Annotated in this window: 6 protein-coding genes and 1 pseudogene; 6 read left to right on the plus strand and 1 reads right to left on the minus strand. The window is 61.1% G+C overall.

Annotation, left to right across the window (positions count from 1 at the left end; genetic code table 11):
• Window positions 1-565: 565 nt before the first annotated feature.
• From ACN19L_RS11470 to ACN19L_RS11495, 6 genes and pseudogenes are all read left to right on the plus strand, one after another.
• Window positions 566-7,450 (plus strand): T9SS type A sorting domain-containing protein, encoded by a 6,885-nt coding sequence (locus ACN19L_RS11470; protein WP_426489649.1) that lies wholly within the window; start codon window positions 566-568, stop codon window positions 7,448-7,450.
• A gap of 310 nt (window positions 7,451-7,760) precedes the next feature.
• Window positions 7,761-8,581: pseudogene (locus ACN19L_RS11475) on the plus strand (IS5 family transposase).
• A gap of 297 nt (window positions 8,582-8,878) precedes the next feature.
• The gene (locus ACN19L_RS11480; RefSeq protein ID WP_426489650.1) at window positions 8,879-16,057 is read left to right on the plus strand and encodes a T9SS type A sorting domain-containing protein; all 7,179 of its coding nucleotides are present in this window, start codon (window positions 8,879-8,881) and stop codon (window positions 16,055-16,057) included.
• Window positions 16,058-16,201: 144 nt separating this feature from the next.
• Window positions 16,202-17,149, plus strand: coding sequence for an NAD(P)/FAD-dependent oxidoreductase (locus ACN19L_RS11485; RefSeq protein WP_426489651.1), 948 nt, complete (start codon window positions 16,202-16,204; stop codon window positions 17,147-17,149).
• Window positions 17,150-17,254: 105 nt separating this feature from the next.
• Window positions 17,255-19,765: a DUF5686 family protein gene (locus ACN19L_RS11490; RefSeq protein ID WP_426489652.1), complete on the plus strand. Its 2,511-nt coding sequence runs from the start codon at window positions 17,255-17,257 to the stop codon at window positions 19,763-19,765.
• Window positions 19,766-19,848: 83 nt separating this feature from the next.
• Entirely contained in the window at window positions 19,849-20,124 is a 276-nt protein-coding gene (locus tag ACN19L_RS11495) for a hypothetical protein (RefSeq protein WP_426489653.1), read from the plus strand.
• A 125-nt stretch (window positions 20,125-20,249) separates the two neighbouring features.
• On the opposite strand, the gene ACN19L_RS11500 is transcribed toward ACN19L_RS11495, so the two are convergent.
• Window positions 20,250-21,023 carry a cyclase family protein gene (locus ACN19L_RS11500; protein ID WP_426489654.1) on the minus strand — a complete coding sequence of 258 codons (774 nt, stop codon included), beginning with the start codon at window positions 21,021-21,023 and terminating at the stop codon, window positions 20,250-20,252.
• Window positions 21,024-21,040: the final 17 nt, after the last annotated feature.

A 21,040-nucleotide genomic window follows, 5' to 3' on the forward strand; every position in this document is an offset into this window, starting at 1 on the left:
CGTAAAGCTCAGCAGGGGCAACCGGTACTATTTCGGCTCCAGCTTTTTCCTGTTTCATTTCTGGAAACTGTGTGTATACCCAGGATGAAATCTGTCAACTCAGAACCGAGCAGCTACTGGCATCCCGCTGCTTTATTTATTGATTTTCAACCTGATACACGATAAGCCTTTTAGCACTTAAATCAGTTTCGATTTTCCTCGGAATCTGATTCAAAATGATTCAACTTCCCAATTTTAGAATGTATCTATCTCATTACTAAGCAATTGAACCAATTGCTGTTTTCTGTACGTAAGTTAACACAGCACGACTGAGCTTTTGTCGGAAACAAAGAGCAGTGGCGACGGAATTGTGAGGTATCGATTCCGTTAGTCGCCCCCTGAATGCCGGAGTACCGGCTCTGCTTTGTGTAACTGACAGCGGCTGATCTGGCTGAGTTTATACCCTATTTATGCACTCATGAGGAAAGCTTTACGTCTTTGGGCAGCACTCCTTTTTTGCGCCTATCTGGCCTCACCCAATGCACGGGCTCAACGTACGGTTCCGGCCAGCACCCTACCCGCCGTGATGCCCAGCATCAGTGACCTGCAACCCCCATCTTTCCGGCAGCATAAGCCGGTTGTTGTGCCGGCCCAATTTGTAACAATGCAGGCTACGCCCGGCCAGAGTGCCAGCCGGCCTACGGCGGCCCCCACCGTTGCCAGCCAGACGGCTACTATCGGGGGTACAACCGGGCTATTCTACATTATAAACCTGGCGGTAACCAACGACGGCGGCTCTCCGATTACTGCTTACCGCTTCTTTACTGTGCCCAACCCGGCCGTGGCGGAGCTGTATGTATTCAACTCCAGCACCAATAACCTGCGGCAGATAACGACTGTACCGGACGAAACATTACTGGCCGATTATAACCAGGTACTGATTCGCCCGACGGCCAATGCCGCGGGCACCACCGCCTTTCAATGGCGGGCCCGCAACAGCAACGGGGAGCTTTCCTCCAGCTCGGCCACCTTCACTATTAACGTGGAGCAAACGCCGGTAGCCGCCCCGCTGGTGTCGCAGATTGTGCCGGCCGGGGCGCCGGCCACTCCGCTCACGGAGCCGCTGTCGGTAGAGCCCGGCAGCATTGCCGCCACTGATTACGTGATTCTGAGTTTGCCCACGGCCGCGCAGGGCGTGCTGGCGCTGAACGGCACCCCGGTTACGGTAAATCAGGTGCTTACGCCGGCCCAGGCCAACCAGCTGACGTTTGACCCCGCCGCCGGTTTTTTCGGTACGGCGGTTTTTAACTACCGGGCCCGCAACGCCAATGGCACCAACGGCAGCAACGCCAGCTACGGCATTCCGGTAGCCAAAGCCATTTGCGGCCAGGCCAGCACGCTGAATTTCGCCACTCAGCCCGACGGGCGGAATTTTCAGAATACCCAGTCGATACTGGTGGAGGGCGTGACCGTTACGGCCAGCAACTACACGGCTCCCGGCGGACAGACGACGTTGCAGGTGGAAGACAACCCGGCCCTGCCCGGCAAAACGCTGCTGTGGTCAACGGATTACACGTCCTCGGCCAACAACACGTCGTTCGTGGACTTCACCTTCAGCCGGCCGCTGGACAACTTCTCCCTGGCCCTGGCCGACATCGACCAACTCAACAACTCCTGGCGCGACCAGTTGCAAGTAGATGGCTACACGGCCGGCGGACAGCTGGTAACGCTGTCGGCGGCGGATGTGGCCCTGGCACCCAACGGCTCCAACAACTTCTCGGCCACCAACCTGATTACGGGCCAGGGCAACACCAACAACTTCGGGCCCAACAGCAACGTGGTAGTCACGTTTCCGCAGGCCATTGTGCGCCTGCGCCTTACGTACCGCAACACGGAGCCCATTGCCGACCCCGGCGGGCAGGTAATCGGTATCAACTCGATGTCGTGGTGCTCGGTGGTAGATGTGTACACCCGCTTCACGGCCGGGCCGGTGGCGGCCAACGTGGGCAACACCGTCAGCTACACGGTGGAGTACGGTAACAACGGCCCCGACGCGGCCCAGCAGGTGACGCGCACGGTTACGCTGCCCCTTGGGGCGACCAACGTAACCATTCCCTCGGGGGCTAGCTACGATGCCGCTACCCGCACCATTGACTTCGGCACGGCCGCCTCGGTGGCCAGTGGTAGCCCGGCATCATTCACGTTCAGCTTCACGGTGCCCTCGATGACGGGAGCTTATGCTCTCACGGCCAACACCAGCACGCCCGGCAACGAAAACGGGGCCACGGCCAACAATACGGCCACCCGCAACCTCACGGTAAGCGACTGTAACCAGGTAAGCACTCTTAACTACGCCACGGCCCCAACCGGTGACCGGCGTACGGCCGTGGAAACGCTGGGCGGCACCACGCTCACGTACACGGGCTACACGGCCACAGCAGCGGGTACCAACGTGTTCAGCGTAGGTACCAATACCGGCATATTGCAGGGCCAGTCGTTGGTCTGGACGCTTAACACGACTACCACGCTCGGTAACGCAACCGTTACGCTGCTTTTCAACCGGCTGGTAGATAACCTGACGCTGAATATTCAGGATATTGACCGGAACACTACCACGGCCAACTTTATTGATAACGTGCAGTTTGATGGCTACTCAGTGCCAACTGGCGGCACGGCCGTGACGCTGAGTGCCACTAACTTCTCGCTCGGCGCAGCGAATAGTTTTGTTTCGCCGAATACCGTCCGCGGTACTGCCTCCGCAGCGGCCGGTGATGCGGCGGGCAACGTTACGGTGCGCTTCACCACGCCCATCCGGCGGTTGGTACTTACCTACTCCAACGCTTCCGGCAGCTTGACCGGAGCGCGGGAGCAAAACTTGGGCATCAACAACATTTCCTTCTGCGCTCAGGCCGACCTGGCCACTACGGTAACGCCCCAGACCACGCCAATTAACGCGGGTACCCAAGGGCAGTTCAACGTGACGTTCACCAACAACGGCCCCGATGCCTCCAACAACGTGGTGCGCCAGGTGCAGCTGCCGGCCGGCCTCGCGGGTGTAACCGCTTCCAATGGCGGTACCTACAATAGCGCCACCGGGCTAGTGACCTACACGGCGTTGCCTTCGTTGGCCAGCGGGGCTTCCCAGAATTCCACTATCACTTTCACGGCTCCGGTTAATGCGCCTTCCGTCACGGCTACGGCCGTTATCAGCGGCGACGCCAGTGAGGGCGGCAACACGGCCAACAACTCGGGCAGCGGCACGGTGGTCATAACCCCCGTGGCCGACGTGACGACGGTTATCAGCGGGCCGAGTACGCTGCTGGCAGGACAGCCGACGGGCACCTACACAGCCTCGTTCAGCAACACGGGCCTGAGCACTGCCAGCACCGTGACGCAGATTGTTACCCTACCGACCGGGGCAACCAATGTGGTGATTCCCAACGGTGCTACCTATAACACTACGACCCGGGTTATTGACTTCGGCACGGCGGCCACGCTGGCGGCCGGGGCCACTACTACCTACCAGTTCAGCTTTACGGCCCCCACTACTCCCGGAGCCGCCAGCCTCGTCAGCAATACCAGCACCACTACCGCGCAGGGCACCAACCCCGGCCCCGATCAGTTTACGCTGCCGCTGGACGTACAGGCCGTGGCCGATGTGGCCGTGGCTCTGACCACGACAGCTAGCCCTATCAGCGCGGGCGGCCAAGGCCAGTTCAACGTAACGTTCAGCAACAATGGCCCCAACACGGCCACCAACGTGACGCGGCAGGTGCAGCTACCGGCCGGCCTGACGGGCGTATCGTTGCCGGATGGGGGCAGCTATGATGCTGCCACGGGCCTGGTTACGTTTCCCCCGCTCTCCACGCTGGGCAGCGGGGCCTCGGCCAGCTTCCGGATTCTGTTTACGGCCCCGGCTACCGGCAATGGCGTAACGGCCACGGCCAGCATTTCAACCCCGGATGTGGAGCTGGGCCAGACCGCCAACAATACGGCCACGGCTACTATTGCCATCAATCCGGCCTTCGACCTGCTCACGCGCATCACCGGCCCCACTACCACAGTAGCGGGCACGCTCACCACGTTCAGCGTCATCACCCAGAACAACGGTCCTTCGGTGGCGGTGGGTGCGGTACAAACGGTGCAGCTCCCGGCGGGCCTGACGGGGGTGTACGTGAGCAACAACGGTACCTACAACAGCAGCACGGGCGAGGTAACTTTCCCAGCCATTCCTGCCCTGACCAGCGGGGCCAGCCAGAACAACACCATCAGCTTCCTGGCTCCGGCGGCGGGCTTTACCGCTACGGCTAGCGTAACGCCCACTTCCGGCGACGCCAACCCGGCCAACAACTCCGCCACGGCGGCGGCTACGGCCGTTACCCCGGCTCCGGCTGGCAGTGCCAACCTGTTCACCACCATCAGCACGCCCGTTACCTCGGTGGCTCCGGGTGGCGCGGTAACGTACACCATCAGCCAGGGCAACGATGGGCTGAACCCGGCCGCCAACGTAGTCACGTCGGTTTCGCTGCCGGCCGGCCTGACGGGCGTGACGGCATCGGGCGGGGGCACGTACAATAGCACTACGGGCCTGGTTACCTTCCCGAGCATTGCCTCGCAGCCAGCGGGTAGCAGCACTTCTTACACGGTTACGGTAAACGCGCCGGCCTCCGGCACGCTTACCGCCGTGGCCTCGGTGGCATCCGGCACTACCGACCCCATGCCCGCCAACAACCTCTCCTCCACCGCCGTGCGCATCAACCCGGTAGCGGACGTGGCTACCACGCTCAGCGGACCGGTAACGGCTACGGCCGGCCAAGCAGTTACCTACACCGTTTCAACCCTCAATGCCGGGGCTGCCCCGGCCACTGGGGTTGTGCAAACGGTGCAGCTGCCAGCCGGGCTGACGGGCGTGACGGTATCGGGCGGGGGCACGTACAGCAGTGCCACGGGTCTGGTAAGCTTCCCGGCCATTGCTTCTCAGCTGCCGGGTGCTTCCGTAACCAACACTATTACCTACACTACGCCCGCCAGCGGCCCGCTGAATAACGTAGCCTCAGTGGCAACTACCACCGAGGAGGCCACCGTGAGCAATAACCGCTCGGCCGTTACTACAGCGGTAACGTCAGTAGCGGATGTGGCCGTGAGCCTGACTGCTCCGGCTACTGTGGTGGCCGGTAACCCAATAGTGTATGCGGTTACGACGACCAATAACGGCAGCTCGGCGGCCCAGAACACCGTAACCACTGTGCAGTTGCCTACGGGTCTGGCGGGCGTCACGGTGTCGGGCGGAGGCACGTACAGCAGTGCCACGGGCCTGGTTACCTTCCCGGCCATTGCCTCGCAACCGGCCGGTTCGGTTACCAACACCATCAGCTTTGTGGCTCCGGCCACCGGGCAGCTGGTAGCCACGGCCAACACGGCCGCCGATAACGAGGAAGTTTTCACGAACAACTCTGCGACGACGACTACCACGGTGACAGCCGCTACTGCCCAGACCGTGGACGTGGTAACTACACTGGTAGTTGACAACGCAACCCGTACGCCCGGCCAGCCGGTTACCTTCACTGTGACGGTGGCCAACGCGGCCTCCAGCGGCACGGCGGCTACCACGGTGCAGCCGGTAGTGTACCTGCCGGCCGGCCTGACGGGCGTTGTGCTGCCAAGCGGAGCTACCTACAACAGCACCACTGGAGTGGTTACCTTGCCAGTCAGCTCCTCGCTCGCAGCGGGGGCCACGGGCGTATCGTACGTCATTACGGTAAATGCTCCGGCCAGCGGGTCGTTCACGGCCCTGGCTTTTGCCAGCGCCGACCAGACCGATACTAACCCGGCCAATAACTCCGCCACGGTGCCGGTTACCGTTACGCCCCAGGCCGATGTGACGACTACCGTGGCCGGTCCGGCCAGTGTGAGCCCGGGAGCCTCGGCCACGTACACGGTGCTGACGCAGAACAACGGGCCGGCCGCCGCGGCGGGCGTACGGCAAACGGTGCAGCTGCCTACAGGCCTGACGGGCGTCATCGTATCGGGCGGGGGAACGTACAGCAGCGGCACAGGCGTGGTTACTTTCCCGGTTATCAGCGCACTGCAGCCAGGCTCGGCCAATCAGGTAACCAATACCATCAGCTTTACGGCACCCGTTACGGCGTTTTCGGCCGTGGGCTCGGTTACCACCACTACGGCCGAAACCAACAGCGGCAACAACAGCTCCACCCAGAATACGGCCATGGCCAACCTGGTACCCACGGCCGTTGCTGTAGTTACCGCGCAAACAACTCCGGCCGGTAACTCAGCTGGTCCGCTGGCCCTCTCGGCCCTGCAGGGGCGTGATGCAGATGGCACCGTTGAGTTCTTCAACATCACCACCCTTCCCACGGCCGATCAGGGCGTGCTGTTCTACCAGGGCAGCGCCGTAACGCTGAATCAGCGCATTCCGGCCGCCGATGCCGCCCTGCTCACCTTCGACCCCGCCGCCGGCTACGTAAGCAATGTATTCTTCACCTTCACCGCCACAGATAATGCCACGGCCGTTTCCGCGCCCGCGTTGTACACCATTCCGGTGGGGCAGGATGTGAATTCAGTGTACACGGTTGTACCGGTGAAGGGCGGGGCCACGGTGAATGCCTACCAGAACAACGACCCTATTGCCACGGTATTTGACGTGAACGGGGGCAAGTACAGCGCGGCCGGTGCCGTTGCTACCAACGGCCTCACGGCCGCCTCCACCAACCCGGCCGGCACCACCCAACTTGCTTCCCTGGGCCTGCAGCTCAACCCCACTACCGGGCTGATTTCGGTACTGGACCGCACGAAGCTGCGGGCTGGTTCCTACACCATCCAGGTAACTACGGTGGATGCGTTTGGGGGCACCAACACCCAGCCGGTTAACTTCACTATTGGGGCGGCTCCACTACCGGTTACGCTGGTGAGCTTCTCGGCCAAAGCCACCGGTCCGGATGCTCTACTCACCTGGAGCACGGCTCAGGAGCTTAACAACAGCCACTTTGTGGTAGAGCGAAGCCTGACCGGTCAGAAATTTGAGGCCATCGGGCAAGTGCAAGGGCAGGGTACCAAAGCCACGACTACCAGCTACACCTTCCTCGACCGGAGCATAGGTCGGCAGACGAGCAGTGCGGTGTACTACCGGTTGCAACAAGTGGACCTCGACGGCTCCGCCACCCTGACCAGTGTGCAGACCGTGACCTTCTCCAGCCTATCCGCAGCACCCGTGACGGTGTACCCTAACCCCACCACCGATCAGGCAGAGACCTTCATAGACCTGGCAGGACTGCCAACCGGCAGCTATTCCATCACCATCATGGATATGGCCGGCCGGGTAGTACGCACCCTCAGCAGCCCCGGCGGTAGCCAGCAGACACTGAGTACCATTGGCCTGCCCAAGGGTAGCTACCTAATAAAGCTCCAAGGCAACGGATTAATTATAAACCGTTCCTTCACCAAGGCAGACTAACCGCCCGATCATCTGCGCCTTCCGGCTGTAAAAGCCCGGCTACCAACTTCTGGTGGCCGGGCTTTTTTCGTGTTTCGGCAAGGCCTGTTGCCACGTTCAATACAACCCCACCCCGGTAGCCAGCTTGCCGAGTGGGTGGCTACTGACCTGGCTTCGCGAAATCATAATTTCGTAATGCGCACAAGAATCCGGCTGCTAGCTCAGTTGCGTAGTCTTGGTGCTGACCGGAGGAGCCGCACGTTGGAACAGTGGAAGCTAATAGACACCAAACTAGGCTGTGTCTGAAAAGTGGTGTTGCTTAACTTAGAGTATGGCAGCACGATACGAGTTAACGGATGCGCAGTGGGTCGTGGTGGCAGCCGAGTTGCCACCGCAGCGCACGGGCCGGCCGCGGCGCGACGACCGGCCGCTGTGGAACGCGTTGTTGTGGATCCTGTGCACGGGTGCGGCGTGGCGGGACTTGCCGGCGCGCTACGGCCCGTGGCAAACGGCTTACGAGCGGTTCCGGCGCTGGTCCTCGGACGGCACCTTCGAGCGGGTGCTGGCCGCCTTGCGCTTACGCCTGGACCAAGATGGGCTGCTCGACCTGGACACGTGGCTGGTGGACTCGACCACGGTGCGCGCCACGAAAAGCGCGGCCGGCGGGGCGAAAAAAAAGCCCAGTGCCTCGGGCGCAGCCGCGGTGGTCTGACCACGAAGCTGCACGTGGTCTGCGACGGAGCGGGCACGCCACTGGCCCTGCAGCTCTCGGCCGGGCAGCGCCACGACGCGCCGCAGTTCGAGCCCTTGTGCGAGCAGGTACGCGCCCGCCGCCGACCGCGTCAGCTCATTGCCGACCGCGGCTACGACGCACAGCACATCCGCCGCTGGCTGCGCCGGCGCCGCATTCGCGCGGTCATTCCGCGGCGCCGGCCTGCCGCAGGCCAGCACTGCCGCCGACGCGGCCGCCCGCCGCGCATCGAGCCGCAACGGTATGCCTGCCGCAACGTCGTAGAGCGCTTTTTCGGTTCGCTCAAGGAGCACCGCCGCGTGGCTACTCGCTACGACAAACATGATGCACACTTCCTCAACATGGCCTTGTTGGCCTGTATTCGGCGCATTTTGCAACACCACTTTTCAGACACAGCCTAGTTTTTACTGATGAAATCAGCTGGTTTACCGCTAAGAAAGCCCTGTTCGGCGAGTAGCAAGCAGTTGAATTTCATCTCGTATTACTTTTGTTTCTGGAGTACCTTGCTCCCAAACTCATATCGGATTTTTCTGCATTCACCTTATATCTTTCCCATGAAAACACGCTTACGATTGGCGGTGTTATTGACTTTGGGAGGCTTGAGTTGCTCTGTTGCACAGGCGCAGCTGCTATTGCCTACCCAACGTGACGCGGCGACAGACGACTGGTCAAACGGAATATCGGCTCTGGTGCAGCCGATGCGAACCTTATCAGCTGCAGGCAAGCCCGGCACGGCCAATAAGGTAGCCGCCCTGCCCGTGGCCGTGGACGTGCTGTCGACCACCAATGTGCCGCGCACTAATACGGCCACCCAGCTAACAGGCGGCTTGGCGGGCACCGACACTGACAACGACCTGAATCGGTTCCGTATTGTAACGCTGCCGCCCGCCTCGCAGGGTACGCTGGAAATTGCCAATGCAGCCCTTAACGGCTGGATTACTGCCGCGGCTAATACCATCTATTCCAGCCAGCAGGCCCAGTTTCTGCGCTTTACCGCCCCAGCCTCGGCTACCGTAGGCACCACGTCCTTCACTTTCCGGGCCATCGATGCGGCCAACAACGAATCGTCTAATACGGCAACCTACTCGTTTGGTGTGGGCACGCCAAATACCAGTTCTATCACTGCCGATATAATATCCAGTGCTGCCCCCGCAACTACGCTAGCGCCACCGCTCTATGGCACCAACTTGGACGGGGCCGGCACTGCCGTTGATTTCGTAATTAACTCTGTGCCCAACGCCGGCTCTCAGGGCGTACTTGCCCTCAATGGCAGCGCCGTGACAACAGGTCAAGTGGTGACAGCGGCACAAGCCAGCCAACTCACATTTGACCCGGTAGCCAGCTTTTTCGGCACGGCCTCATTCACGTATTCAGCCCGGGGCAACGGCTCAGCTACTGACCCTACTCCGGCAACCTACGCCATTCCGGTAAGCAAAAGCACCTGCACCGACGGGCGAGCGGTCAATTTCCGAGCTCAAGCGGATAACGAGGACTGGAAAGCCACGCGGACGCTCACAGCCGGAGGTATTACCCTCACTGCCAGCAACTACACTTCTGCCGCTGCCGCCGCCGAAACGCAGCTACAGGTTGTAGGTGGAACGAGTAATAAAACCCTGACTTGGACGACGGATTATACTGGCACAACCAACGTGTCGTCAGCCGTTACGCTGACGTTGAGCCAGCCCGTGACGGGATTTACGTTCTCAATAGGTGACATTGACAAGCTGGTGGGCACAAACGCCAATACTGGCTGGGAAGATGTAGTGAAGATTGACGCGTACCGGGCTGATAATAGCTTGGTAACGCTGAGCGCGGCAGATGTAAGCCTCGGCAACTCGAATACATTCAGCGGGAACAACTCGATTACTGGCACGGCCAATAGCACTTCCACTGCTGGTAACGTGGTAGTAACTATTCCGGCCCGCATAAATCGGGTGGTGATTACGTACAGCAACGCGCAGCCGTCAACGGTACAGCCCAACCCTGGCAACCAGATCATTACCTTTAACTCGTTTGGGTGGTGTTCTTTGGCTGACGTAGCTACGTCGATTACCGCCCCGGCGTCTTTGCAGGCCGGGCAAGTATCGGGCAACTACACCGTTACCTACGCCAACAATGGCCCGGACGCAGCCACCGCAACCACTCGGGTGGTTACAATTCCCGCCAATACGGCCTCTGCCGTTACCTCGGCCAGCGGCACCGTTACCGGCAGCCAGGCCGGCGGCTGGACTATCACTTACCCCAGCGGCACTTTCGCCTCCGGCAACTCGGTCAGCTACACTTTTAACCTGACCCCGCTCCCGGTAGCCAACGTTACTGCTACAGCCACGACGACGACCGGCACCGACCAGGGTGCCGATACCGGAGCTAACACGGCTTCCGTTACCACGGCGGTAACGCCGGTGGCCGATATTACCACCACCTTGAACACCGCGCAAACGAACGTAGCGCCGGGCACTTCCATCACCTATACCGCGCAGGTAAACAACAACGGTCCTTCGCCGGCTCTTTCGGTAGTACCCACTGTACAGCTGCCGGCTGGCCTGAATCTGGTGGCCGCTAACCTGCCTGACGGGGGCAGTTACGACAATAACACAGGAGTAGTAACGTTCCCCACCACGTCGTCGCTGGCCAGTGGAGCTTCCACGTCTTACCGCATTGTGTTCCCAGCTCCCAACTACAACACGACCATTACGGGCAAAGCTAGCAGCACCTCTACTACTACGGACCCCACTACCGCCAACAACGACGGTAGCCAAGCCAACGCCAATGTAGCTACCACGGTAACGCTGCCCGCCAATGGCTGCGCCGGTGCCCAATACGGTCCCACCCGCAGCAGCGGTCTGTACGGCGAGTACTTTAATGGCTACTTCAATGATGATCTGGCGTTCCTGAATGGTAAAACGGCTGGCCTGACCCGGTATGATGCCACGCTGAACTACCCTTCAACGGCAAGCTGGGGTAACCTGACGCCTACGGCCGCTGGCACACCCAGCAACCCTGATACCTACACTGCCCGTTACCGCGGCAGCCTCAATATTGCTACCGCCGGTTCCTATACTCTATATCTGACTTCTGACGACGCCGCTTACCTGTGGCTGGACGGAGCCGCGCTGTCTCCTACTGTTGCCAACGCCCTCATCAACAACGGTGGTCAGCATGGTTCCCAGGAGCGAACCGCTACGCTGAACCTTTCGGCTGGCGTGCACAACCTGTTAGTGATATACGGCGAGAACTTTGGTGAAAACGTGCTGAGACTGGAATATGCCAGCACTAATGCCAACGTTGCCCGTCAGGTTATCCCGAACTCGGTGCTGTGCGCCAGTGCCTCGCAGCCCCCGGTGGCCAGCAACATCACCAACTCCCCCACTATACCGGACAACAACGGCCCCACGGCTATTGCTGCCCTGAGCGCCACTGACCCCGACGGGCAGATTGACAGCTACACCATTCTGACGCTGCCAAATTCGACAACGGGCATTCTGTACCTTGCTTCGGGCTCCACGCTTACGGCTGTGACGGCTGGCCAGGTGATTCCGGCTGCCAGCGCCGGTAACCTGCGCTTCGACCCCACGGTGGGCACTACTTCGGCCAACTTCACGTACTCGGCTACTGATAACAGCGGCACGGTATCCAACACAGCTACCTATACTATTCCGGTGGGTGTATCGCCCGCTGCGATAAACGACCAGAACTTCACGGCTCCGAATACGGCCGTATCGTTCAACGTGACGACCAACGACACGGGTGCGAAAGACGTTGCCACGGTTGACCTCGACCCCAATGTGGCTGGTATTCAGACGAGCAAAACGGTAGCGGGTCAGGGCACCTTCACGGTAGATAACACCGGCCAGGTAACCTTCACGCCCGTGAATGGCTTCATTGGTACGGCCGTCATTCCGTACACCATCAACGGTACTTCGGGCGCGGTATCCAACCAAGCTAATATTGCCGTAACGGTACGGTCTCTGGCCGACGTATCCACGACCATCAGTGCCAACGCCAGCACGGTTACGGCCGGGCAACAGGTTACGCTAACGGTGGTAACGGCCAACTCCGGCGCAGCCGGATTCACTACGGCTACCGGCGTGAACCAAACGGTGCAGTTGCCGGCTGGCTTGGGCACAGTTACGTTCTCCAATGGTGGTTCCTATAACAATACGACCGGCCTAGTAACCCTGCTCAGCAATGGTACGCTGAATGCGGGTGCTTCCAACACCTACGGTATTACGTTCACGGCACCCAGCAGTGGCCCGGTAGTGGGCACTGCCCAGGTAACGACCACCAGCAACGAAACAGTGCTGACCAACAACCTAAACTCGGTTTCGGTGAACGTAACGCCCACCTACGACCTGACCACCCGCATCAGCGGACCGGCCACGGTGGTAGCCGGCCAACCGGTGACCTTCAGTGTATCGTCCCTGAACCTCGGCACTGGTCTAGCCAGCAACGTGGCCCAGACGGTTACGCTGCCCAGAAACCTAACCAACGTGTACGTATCGAACAACGGTACTTACGACGCCGCCAACGGCATTGTGACGTTCCCGACGCTGGCAACGTTGCCCAGTGGCCAGAACGTGAATCACGTAATTAGTTTCGTGGCTCCGGCCGCCAATGCTACGCCAATTTCGCTGGTTGCCAATATTTCGGGCGCGGGCAATGAAACGCCCACGAACAATAACCAGGCTTCCGCGTCGCTGACGGTTAATGCCGCTACCACGACCAACCAAGCCAACCTGTTCTCGACCATTACGGCCTCTACTTCGGCCCCGGCTCCCGGCGAGGTATATACCTACACGGTAAACTTCGGCAACAACGGTCCGGCTACGGCTACCAGCACGAGCCTGCGCATTCTGCTGGCTCCGGGCCTGACGGTTACGGGTCTGCCCGCAGGCTACTCGTACAATTCAACAACGGGCGAAATCACTCCCTCGGCCGTAACGGCTACGATGGTAAGTGGCTTCTCCAGCAGCTTCACCTTCAACGTAACGGCTCCGGTGGCGGGCACCGTGCTGGCTACCTCTTCTATTGCTGGTACCACCATCGACCCGGTTCCGGGCAACAACCAGACGGAAGTATCAGTAACCGTGACGCCCCGCACCGACCTAGTAACTACTATTGCTGGTCCCAGCAGTGCCACGGCTAACCAGCTGGTGACCTACAACGTGACGGCTGCCAACAACGGTGCGGCCGCAGCGGCCGGTACCACGCAGGTAGTCCGCATCCCGGCTTACCTGGGTACCAGCAACGTGACCATCTCCGGGGGCGGCACTTACAATAATGGCACGGGTGAGGTGACCTTCAGCCTGGGTACCCTTGAGGCTGGTCAGCAACTGCAGAACACGGTGAGTTTCTACATGCCTACCGAAACACAGATTACGGCAACCTCTTCGGTGGCAACGGGCACTCCGGAAACTTCCCTGACCAATAACACGGCCTCGGTAACCACTACCGGCCAACGCTCCTCGGACGTACAGGTGTACCTGGCAGCCCCGGCCAGCCCCATTGTAGTAGGCACACCGGTACTGTACTCGGTAACCACGGTGAACAACGGCGAGTCGGCAGCGGCTTCGGTAACCACCACGGTCCAACTGCCGACTGGCCTGACGGGAGTAACCGTATCGGGTGGCGGCACTTATGATGCGGCTACTGGAGTAGTAACCTTCCCTGCCCGTACGGGGGTAGCCCCGGGCAACGACGGTACCATTACCAATACCATCAGCTTTGTGGCTCCGGACGGTAAGCGTCTGGCGGTAGTGGCAACGGCCAACGTATCCAACGCAACCAACGACTTGGATCTAAGCAACAACGTGGCCCTGTCAAACATTACCGTTAACCAGCCCACCACCACGTTCAGTGACTTGGCCGTGACCATCAGCGCCAATGCCGCTACGTACACGGCGGGCTCGCCCATCACGTACACCGTAACGGTTACCAATAACGGTACGGCTACGGCCACTGATGTGCGCACTCGCATTGCGCTACCGGGCGACCTCACGGGTTTCACCAGCTCCACTGGCTCTTCCTATAACGCTAACACGGGTATTGTACAGGGGGCTCCAGCTACTGACAATATCTCCCTTGCCAGCGGTGCGTCTACCACGTACACCTTCAGCGTGAATGCCCCAGCGGCCGGCCCGGTTCTGGCCGTCGCCAGCGTATCGTCGGATGTGTCGGACAACGTGCCGGCCAACAACATCAGTCAGACCAGCGTAAACGTAACCGCCCTAGCTGATGTGGAAACGATTATTGACGGGGTGGGCACTGCTACGGCCGGCAATACGGTATCATACACGGTGATTACCCGCAACAACGGTACCTCGCCGGCCAGCAACGTACAGCAGACGGTACAGCTGCCCACGGGCCTGACGGGAGTAACTGTATCGGGCGGCGGCACTTACGACAGTGGTTCGGGTGTAGTAACCTTCCCAGCTATTACGACCCTCAACTCGGGCAACGCCCAGGCGGTAACCAACACGATCAGCTTCCCCTTCCCCACAGCCTCGTACCGCTTGGTAGCCAACGTAAGCACTGGTACCACCGAAACGGCGACGAGCAACAACACGGATGGCTTCACGACCAACATTGCCAACCAAGCTCCGGTAGCACGCAACGTGGTGAATAACATCACTGCCCCCGATGCTACCAACGCGGCCGTGGCTCAGCCAATTTCAGCTCTGTTCGCCACGGATGCCGATGGTAACATTCGCTCCTTCACCATCAGCAACCTGCCAAATACCACCACCCAGGGTACTCTATACGTGAATGGAGTGGAGGCTACTGAAAATCAGGTGGTGCTACTGGCTGATGCATCGAAGTTGTCGTTCAAGCCTGTGAACGGTTTTGTTGGCAACGCCTTCTTCACCTACACAGCCCTCGACAATAACAACCTAGTATCAAACAACACGGCAGTATATACGCTGCCCGTAGCGTCGGATAACAACTCGGCCTACGCTACTACGCCCACCAAAGGTGGCGCCAATCAATACCAGAACAATGATGTGCTGGCTTACGTGGTTGACCCTAATGGAGCCGTGTACAGTAGCACGGGTACCGTGTACGATGCCACTACGGGGGCGCTAGTAACCAATGCTTCTAACGGTCTGCCCACCTCTGGCACCAACGCCACCATTTCTGCGGCCGACCAGAACAAGCTGAGTGCCGTGGGTCTGGCTCTGAACCCAGCTACCGGTCAGGTATATGTGATTAACCGTTCGCTGCTCAAACAGGGCACTTACTCGGTAAGCATCACCACCACAGATATCTACGGAGGGGTTACTACCCAAACGGTGAACGTGCCAGTTGGCGCCAACCCCCTGCCCGTAACGCTGACGGCCTTCACGGCCCAAGCCGCCGGCCAGGACGCCAAGCTGACCTGGAATACGGCCCAGGAAGTGAACAACGACCACTTCCTGGTGGAGCGCAGCTTCGACGGGCAGCAGTTCTCAGCCATTCAGCAGGTGAAAGGCCAGGGTACCAAAGCCACAGCCACCAGCTACACCGCCATGGATGCACAGGTGGCCCCCGCCGCCCAGGGCCGGGTAGTGTACTACCGCCTGCGCCAAGTGGACACGGATGGCACCAGCTCGTTCAGTTCGGTGCAAGCAGTGCGCTTCCCGACCACCATCCGGGCGGCCGTGGAAGTGTATCCCAACCCGGCTTCCGGCCAGCAGGATGCCCGCCTCGACCTGAGCACACTCAGCCAAGGCACTTATCAGGTAACTATCACCGATATGGCTGGCCGCACAGTGCGCACGTTTGCCCAACCGGGCGGTAGCACCCAGCTGCTGCAAGTAACAGAACTGCCCACCGGCAGCTACCTGATTCAGGTACGCGGCAACGAGCAGTCCTTCACTAAGCGGCTGGTGAAAGAGTAATCTTCGAAGGAACTCCTGTTACCCGTTGAACGGCCCCCTCTCCGCTGGAGAGGGGGCCGTTTCTGTTATGGTCAGCCCACTTCGGCCAACCCCACACCCGCTTTAAGGGTATAGAATTCCTTACCCAATTACCCTGATATCCACATGCGCCACCATGCCCCCCGCCAGCCCCTTACCGATGTTGATGTTGCCATAGTGGGCGCGGGCTCCGCCGGCCTGAGCGCCGCGCTGGTGCTGGGCCGCTGCCTGCGGCGGGTGCTGGTGCTGGATGGCGGCGCACCGCGCAACGCGCCTTCCCCAGCCGTACAGGGCTTTTTCACCCGGGACGGTACCAAGCCCGCCGACCTGCTGCACTTGGGCCGGGAGCAGTTGCAGCCGTACGAAACGGTGGAAATCCGGGAAGCCCGGGTAATGGGTATCACCCCGAAAGACAAGCATTTTGAGCTGACGCTGGAAGGTCGCACCGGCCGCACGAGTACCGTTACGGCCCGCAAGGTGCTGCTGGCTACCGGCGTGGAAGACGAGCTGCCACCCATCGACGGGATGCGGCAGTTATGGGGCCGGGGCGTACTGCACTGTCCCTACTGCCACGGCTGGGAGGTGCGGAATCAGCCGCTGGCCGTGTACGGCCGCGCCAAGCTGGTAACCGGGCTGGCGTTGCTGGTGAGCCGCTGGAGCCCCGATGTGGTAGCCTGCGTGGAAGACCCGGCCTACCTCACGGCCAACGCCCGCCGCCGCCTGCGCCAGCAGAAAATTCAGGTGCGGGAGGAGCCCATTATCCGGTTGGAGGGTACCAAAGGCGGAGAGCTCCGGCACATCGTATTTGAGTCGGGGGCGAAGCTGGCCCGCACGGCCGTGTTTATCCACGCCCACCAGCACCAGCGCACTGCACTGGCTGAGCAGTTAGGCTGCCGCCGCAACAGCAAAGGCGCGGTGTGGGTGGATAAAAAGCAGCAGACCACCGTGCCCGGCCTCTACGCCGCCGGCGACACTACCCCCGGCACCCAGCAGGCTCTGCTGGCGGCCGCCGAAGGTAGCGCCGCCGCCATCAACATCAACGAAACCCTCACTCGCGAGGAGTGTCCGAAGTAAGCGCGACCTGCTAGCCAGGGTGGGTTCGTTCGGTTTTCCGGTTACCGCTCGGTATCTTACTGCAGTTAGTTTGCCCTGCTCCGTCCCATTCCGATTGTTTCCATTATGCGTCCATTTTACCCGCTGCTGTTACTGCTCTTGCTGGTAGGCGCTCCGGCGGCCCAGGCGCAGCGCATCGTGTTCAGCGGACGTATCACGGAGGCCAGCACGGGCAAGCCCGTTCCCTTTGCCTCAGTGTTTGTGCGCGGAACAACCCAGGGCGCTACCGCCGATGAGACCGGCCGCTACCAGCTCACGGTAACCGGCCCCGTGGATACGCTGGCGGCTTCGGCCATTGGGTTTACCACCCTGAAGAAAAAGGTCAGCACCACGGCCGGAGCGCAAACCGTGCATTTTGCGCTGGGCAGCGGCTCGGTTTCGTTGGGCGAAGTGGTGGTGCGGCCCCGCGAGAATCCGGCCTACCGCATTCTGCGGCGGGTGCAGCAGCAGAAGTCCCGCAACAACAAGGGCAGCCTCACCGCTTTCGAGTTCGACAGCTACAACCGCACCGAGGTGGCCCTCAATAACCTGCCCGATGCCGTGAGCCGCCGCCGGGTGCTGCGCCAGCTGACGCAGGTGGCCGACAGCCTGGGCGTGGGCCGCGACGCCAACGGCAGGGCCATGGTGCCGGTATTTGCCTCCGAAGTGCTGTCGAAATATTACCAGTTGAATGAGCCTCTGCGGCGGCGGGAGGAAATCCGGCGCACTCAGATGCGCGGGGCCACGCCCCGGGAGGGCTCGGTGGTGTCGCAGATTATGGGCTCCTCTTTTCAGGACTGGGACTTTTACCGCAACTGGCAGCAGTTGCTGGGCAAGGACTTTATTTCGCCCATTGCTGATGGCTGGAAGTTCACCTATGAGTACGAGCTGCAAGACTCGGTGCTGGTGGGTTCCGACTTCTGCTACCGCATTGGGGTGCAGCCCCGGCGGCCGCAGGACCTGGCCTTCGTGGGCACCATCTGGATTACTACCGACACCTACGCCCTTCGCAAGCTGGACCTAGTAGTCAGCCCCGAGGCTAATCTGAACTTTGTGGAGCGCGTGGCGGTGCAGCAGGAGCTGGTGCCCAGCTCGGCCGGGCCCGGGCTGCCGCGGCGCACGCACGTGGTTATCGGCATCCGGCCCACCAAGGGCAGCACCGGCATAGCCGCCCGCTTCACCACCATCAATTCCGGCTTCGTCGCCAACCAGCCCCGGCCTTTGCCCTTCTACGACCGGCCGCTGGAAACGGCCGCCGATGCCTTCGACGTGCCCAAGGGCTTCTTCGAGCAGAACCGCCCCGATACCCTGAGCCAGCAGGAGCGCGCCACGCTGATGGTGCTGGACACCGTGCGCAAGCTGCCGGCCGTGCGCTCCTTGCTGGAGCTGGCCGATGTGGCCGTGAACGGCTACTACCGCGCCGGTAAAATCGACTGGGGCCCGCTGCTGAGTACGTACAGTTTCAACAACATTGAGGGCCACCGGCTGCGCTTCGGTTTCCGGACCACGCCCGAATGGAGCCGCGACTGGCTGCTGCGCACCTACCTGGCCTACGGCACCCGCGACGGGCGCTTCAAGTACGGCCTGCGGGTGCAGCGCGTGCTGGACCGCCGCCACTGGACGGTCACCAACTTTGAGCACCGCCGCGACTTGGACCAGGTGGCGCTGCTGGATAACGACTATGCCCTCGAAAACCCGCTGTTCGAGGCCTCGGCGCGCCTGGGCAACATCAGCGGCAGCCGCCCCCTCATCCGCGACCTGACCACGCTGAGCCTGCAGTCGGATTTATTCCGGGGGTTCACGCAGCGGGTAATTCTGCGCCGGCAACGGTTTCAGCCGCTGTACCCGTTTGCCTACTACACCCGGGAGTTTGCCCCCGGCGCCCCTACCAACGACCGGTTCGACCTCTCGGAGCTGGTGCTGGAATCCCGCTACGCCCGCGACGAGGTGCTGGTGCCCGACAACCGCAACCGCCGCACGGCCATTGGCCTGAAGCGCTGGCCGGTATTCACGGTACGCTACACGCTGGGCGTAGATGACGTACTGGGCTCCGATTTCCGCTACCACAAGCTCAACCTGCTCATCGACCAAAGTATCCGGCTGGGCCAGGTGGGCCGCCTCGACTACCGCCTCGATGCCGGCTATATTCCCAGCACGGTGCCCTACCCGGTGCTCAAAACCCACCTCGGCAACCAGTCACCGTTTTATAACGCCGGGGCATTTAACCTGATGCGCTATTTTGAGTTCGTGAGTGACCGGTACGTGGCGTTGCGGGCCGAAAACCTGTTCGATGGGTTTCTGCTGAACTCCCTGCCCGCCATCAAGCAGCTCAACTGGCGGCTGGTAGCTACCGGCAACGTGCTGTGGGGCGGCGTGAGCGAGGCCAACCGCCGCATTATTCCCCGCGAAGACCCCGTGAATGGCGGCCCGCTGCCGGCGTTTCAGTCGTTGGGCCGCCTGCCCTACGCCGAAGTTGGGTACGGGGTCGAGAACATTCTGCGGGTGGCGCGCGTTGACTTCCTGCACCGCCTCACGTACCGAAACTCGCCCGGAGCCCGTACCTTTGGGGTCAAAGTCAGCTTGCAGTTCAAGCTGTAGCCTGTAGTTTAATTTGCTGAACCTGACGAGCTTCAGCACGCACCGGGAATTATCCTGGTCGATTTTTTGTAGAACAGCGCATCATGCCGAAATACGAAGTTGCCAACCTGACGCTGGCGGAAGCCACCCGCCACGCTCCTTTAATTGATTACGCCCGCTGCGTGGACGCCGGACAGCGCCCCTACAACCACGTGGGCGACTGGCCCGAGGAAGGCCAGCTGTACCCCGTGCGCGTAGTGGACTCGCGCACCGAAGGTATGCCCCTGGTACACGTACTGGGCTTCGAAGGCGAAGCCCCCTACTATAACGCCTACGGCCCCCACCGCTTCGAAATGCTCCTGACCGTGTGGCTGAACTAGCCCGCCCGTCATTCCGAGCGAAGCAAGGAATCTGATGCAGCATATATCAAACAGCCCCCGGCCTGCTACAGGTCGGGGGCTGTTTGGTTGCAGTCGCTTCGGTTCGCCACTGGTGGCGTATCAGGCTACGCCTGCCGCAGCGCGTAGAGCACCGGCTTACTGGGGCTGGCATCCAGCTGCAAACTGGTTACCTGCAGATTCAGCAGATACAGGCCATCCTCCACCTCGTCGGGCACGAAAATCAGCTCCGTGATGGTGGCCGCGTGGCGCGTGTTGTGCGGGTACTGCCAGAAGGCGTGGTGCGCCAGCAGCTGGCCGCCGTCCTCTTCCCGGTCCACACTGGGCAGGTCCAGCAGCAGGTGCTCCATGTGGTGCGCGGCCAGGTATTCAGCCAAAGCGGGCTCTAGGTAGGTGGGATTGGTGCCGGAATAGTGGCGGGTGCGCTTGCTGCGGTGGTTGGGCAGCGTGCGGAGAATAAGTGCCTCGGGCTGCACGGCGGCATCGGGGCCGTGTTCCAGCTCCCGGCGCACATCTTCCAGCAGCACTACCTCGTCGCCGTTGGGCCGGGGGCGGGGCTGCACCGATACCAGCCGGGCCACAAACAGGAACCGCCGCAGGCACCGGTCGAGGGTAGCGGCGGGGTCGGGGGAAATGTGGCCGTAGCACTCCGTATGGGTGCCGTTGCCATGGGGCGTGAGGTGCACGCGCTGGTAGTTGGTGCTACCGCCCAGCGCCACGCTGCCCACAAAGCTGCCCACCCGAATCACCTCCACCTGCACCGGCTCGGCCCAGAAACAGTTTACCTGCTGCTCGCCGGGGGCCAGCGGCAGCGAAATATCCAGCGGCGCGGCCGGGTCGAAGGCGAAGGTATGACCCTGATAGGGGTACGTGGCAAGCATAGGGGTGATGAGGTAGT

It is taken from the genome of Hymenobacter sp. 102 (assembly GCF_049949205.1).
Lineage (GTDB): Bacteria > Bacteroidota > Bacteroidia > Cytophagales > Hymenobacteraceae > Hymenobacter.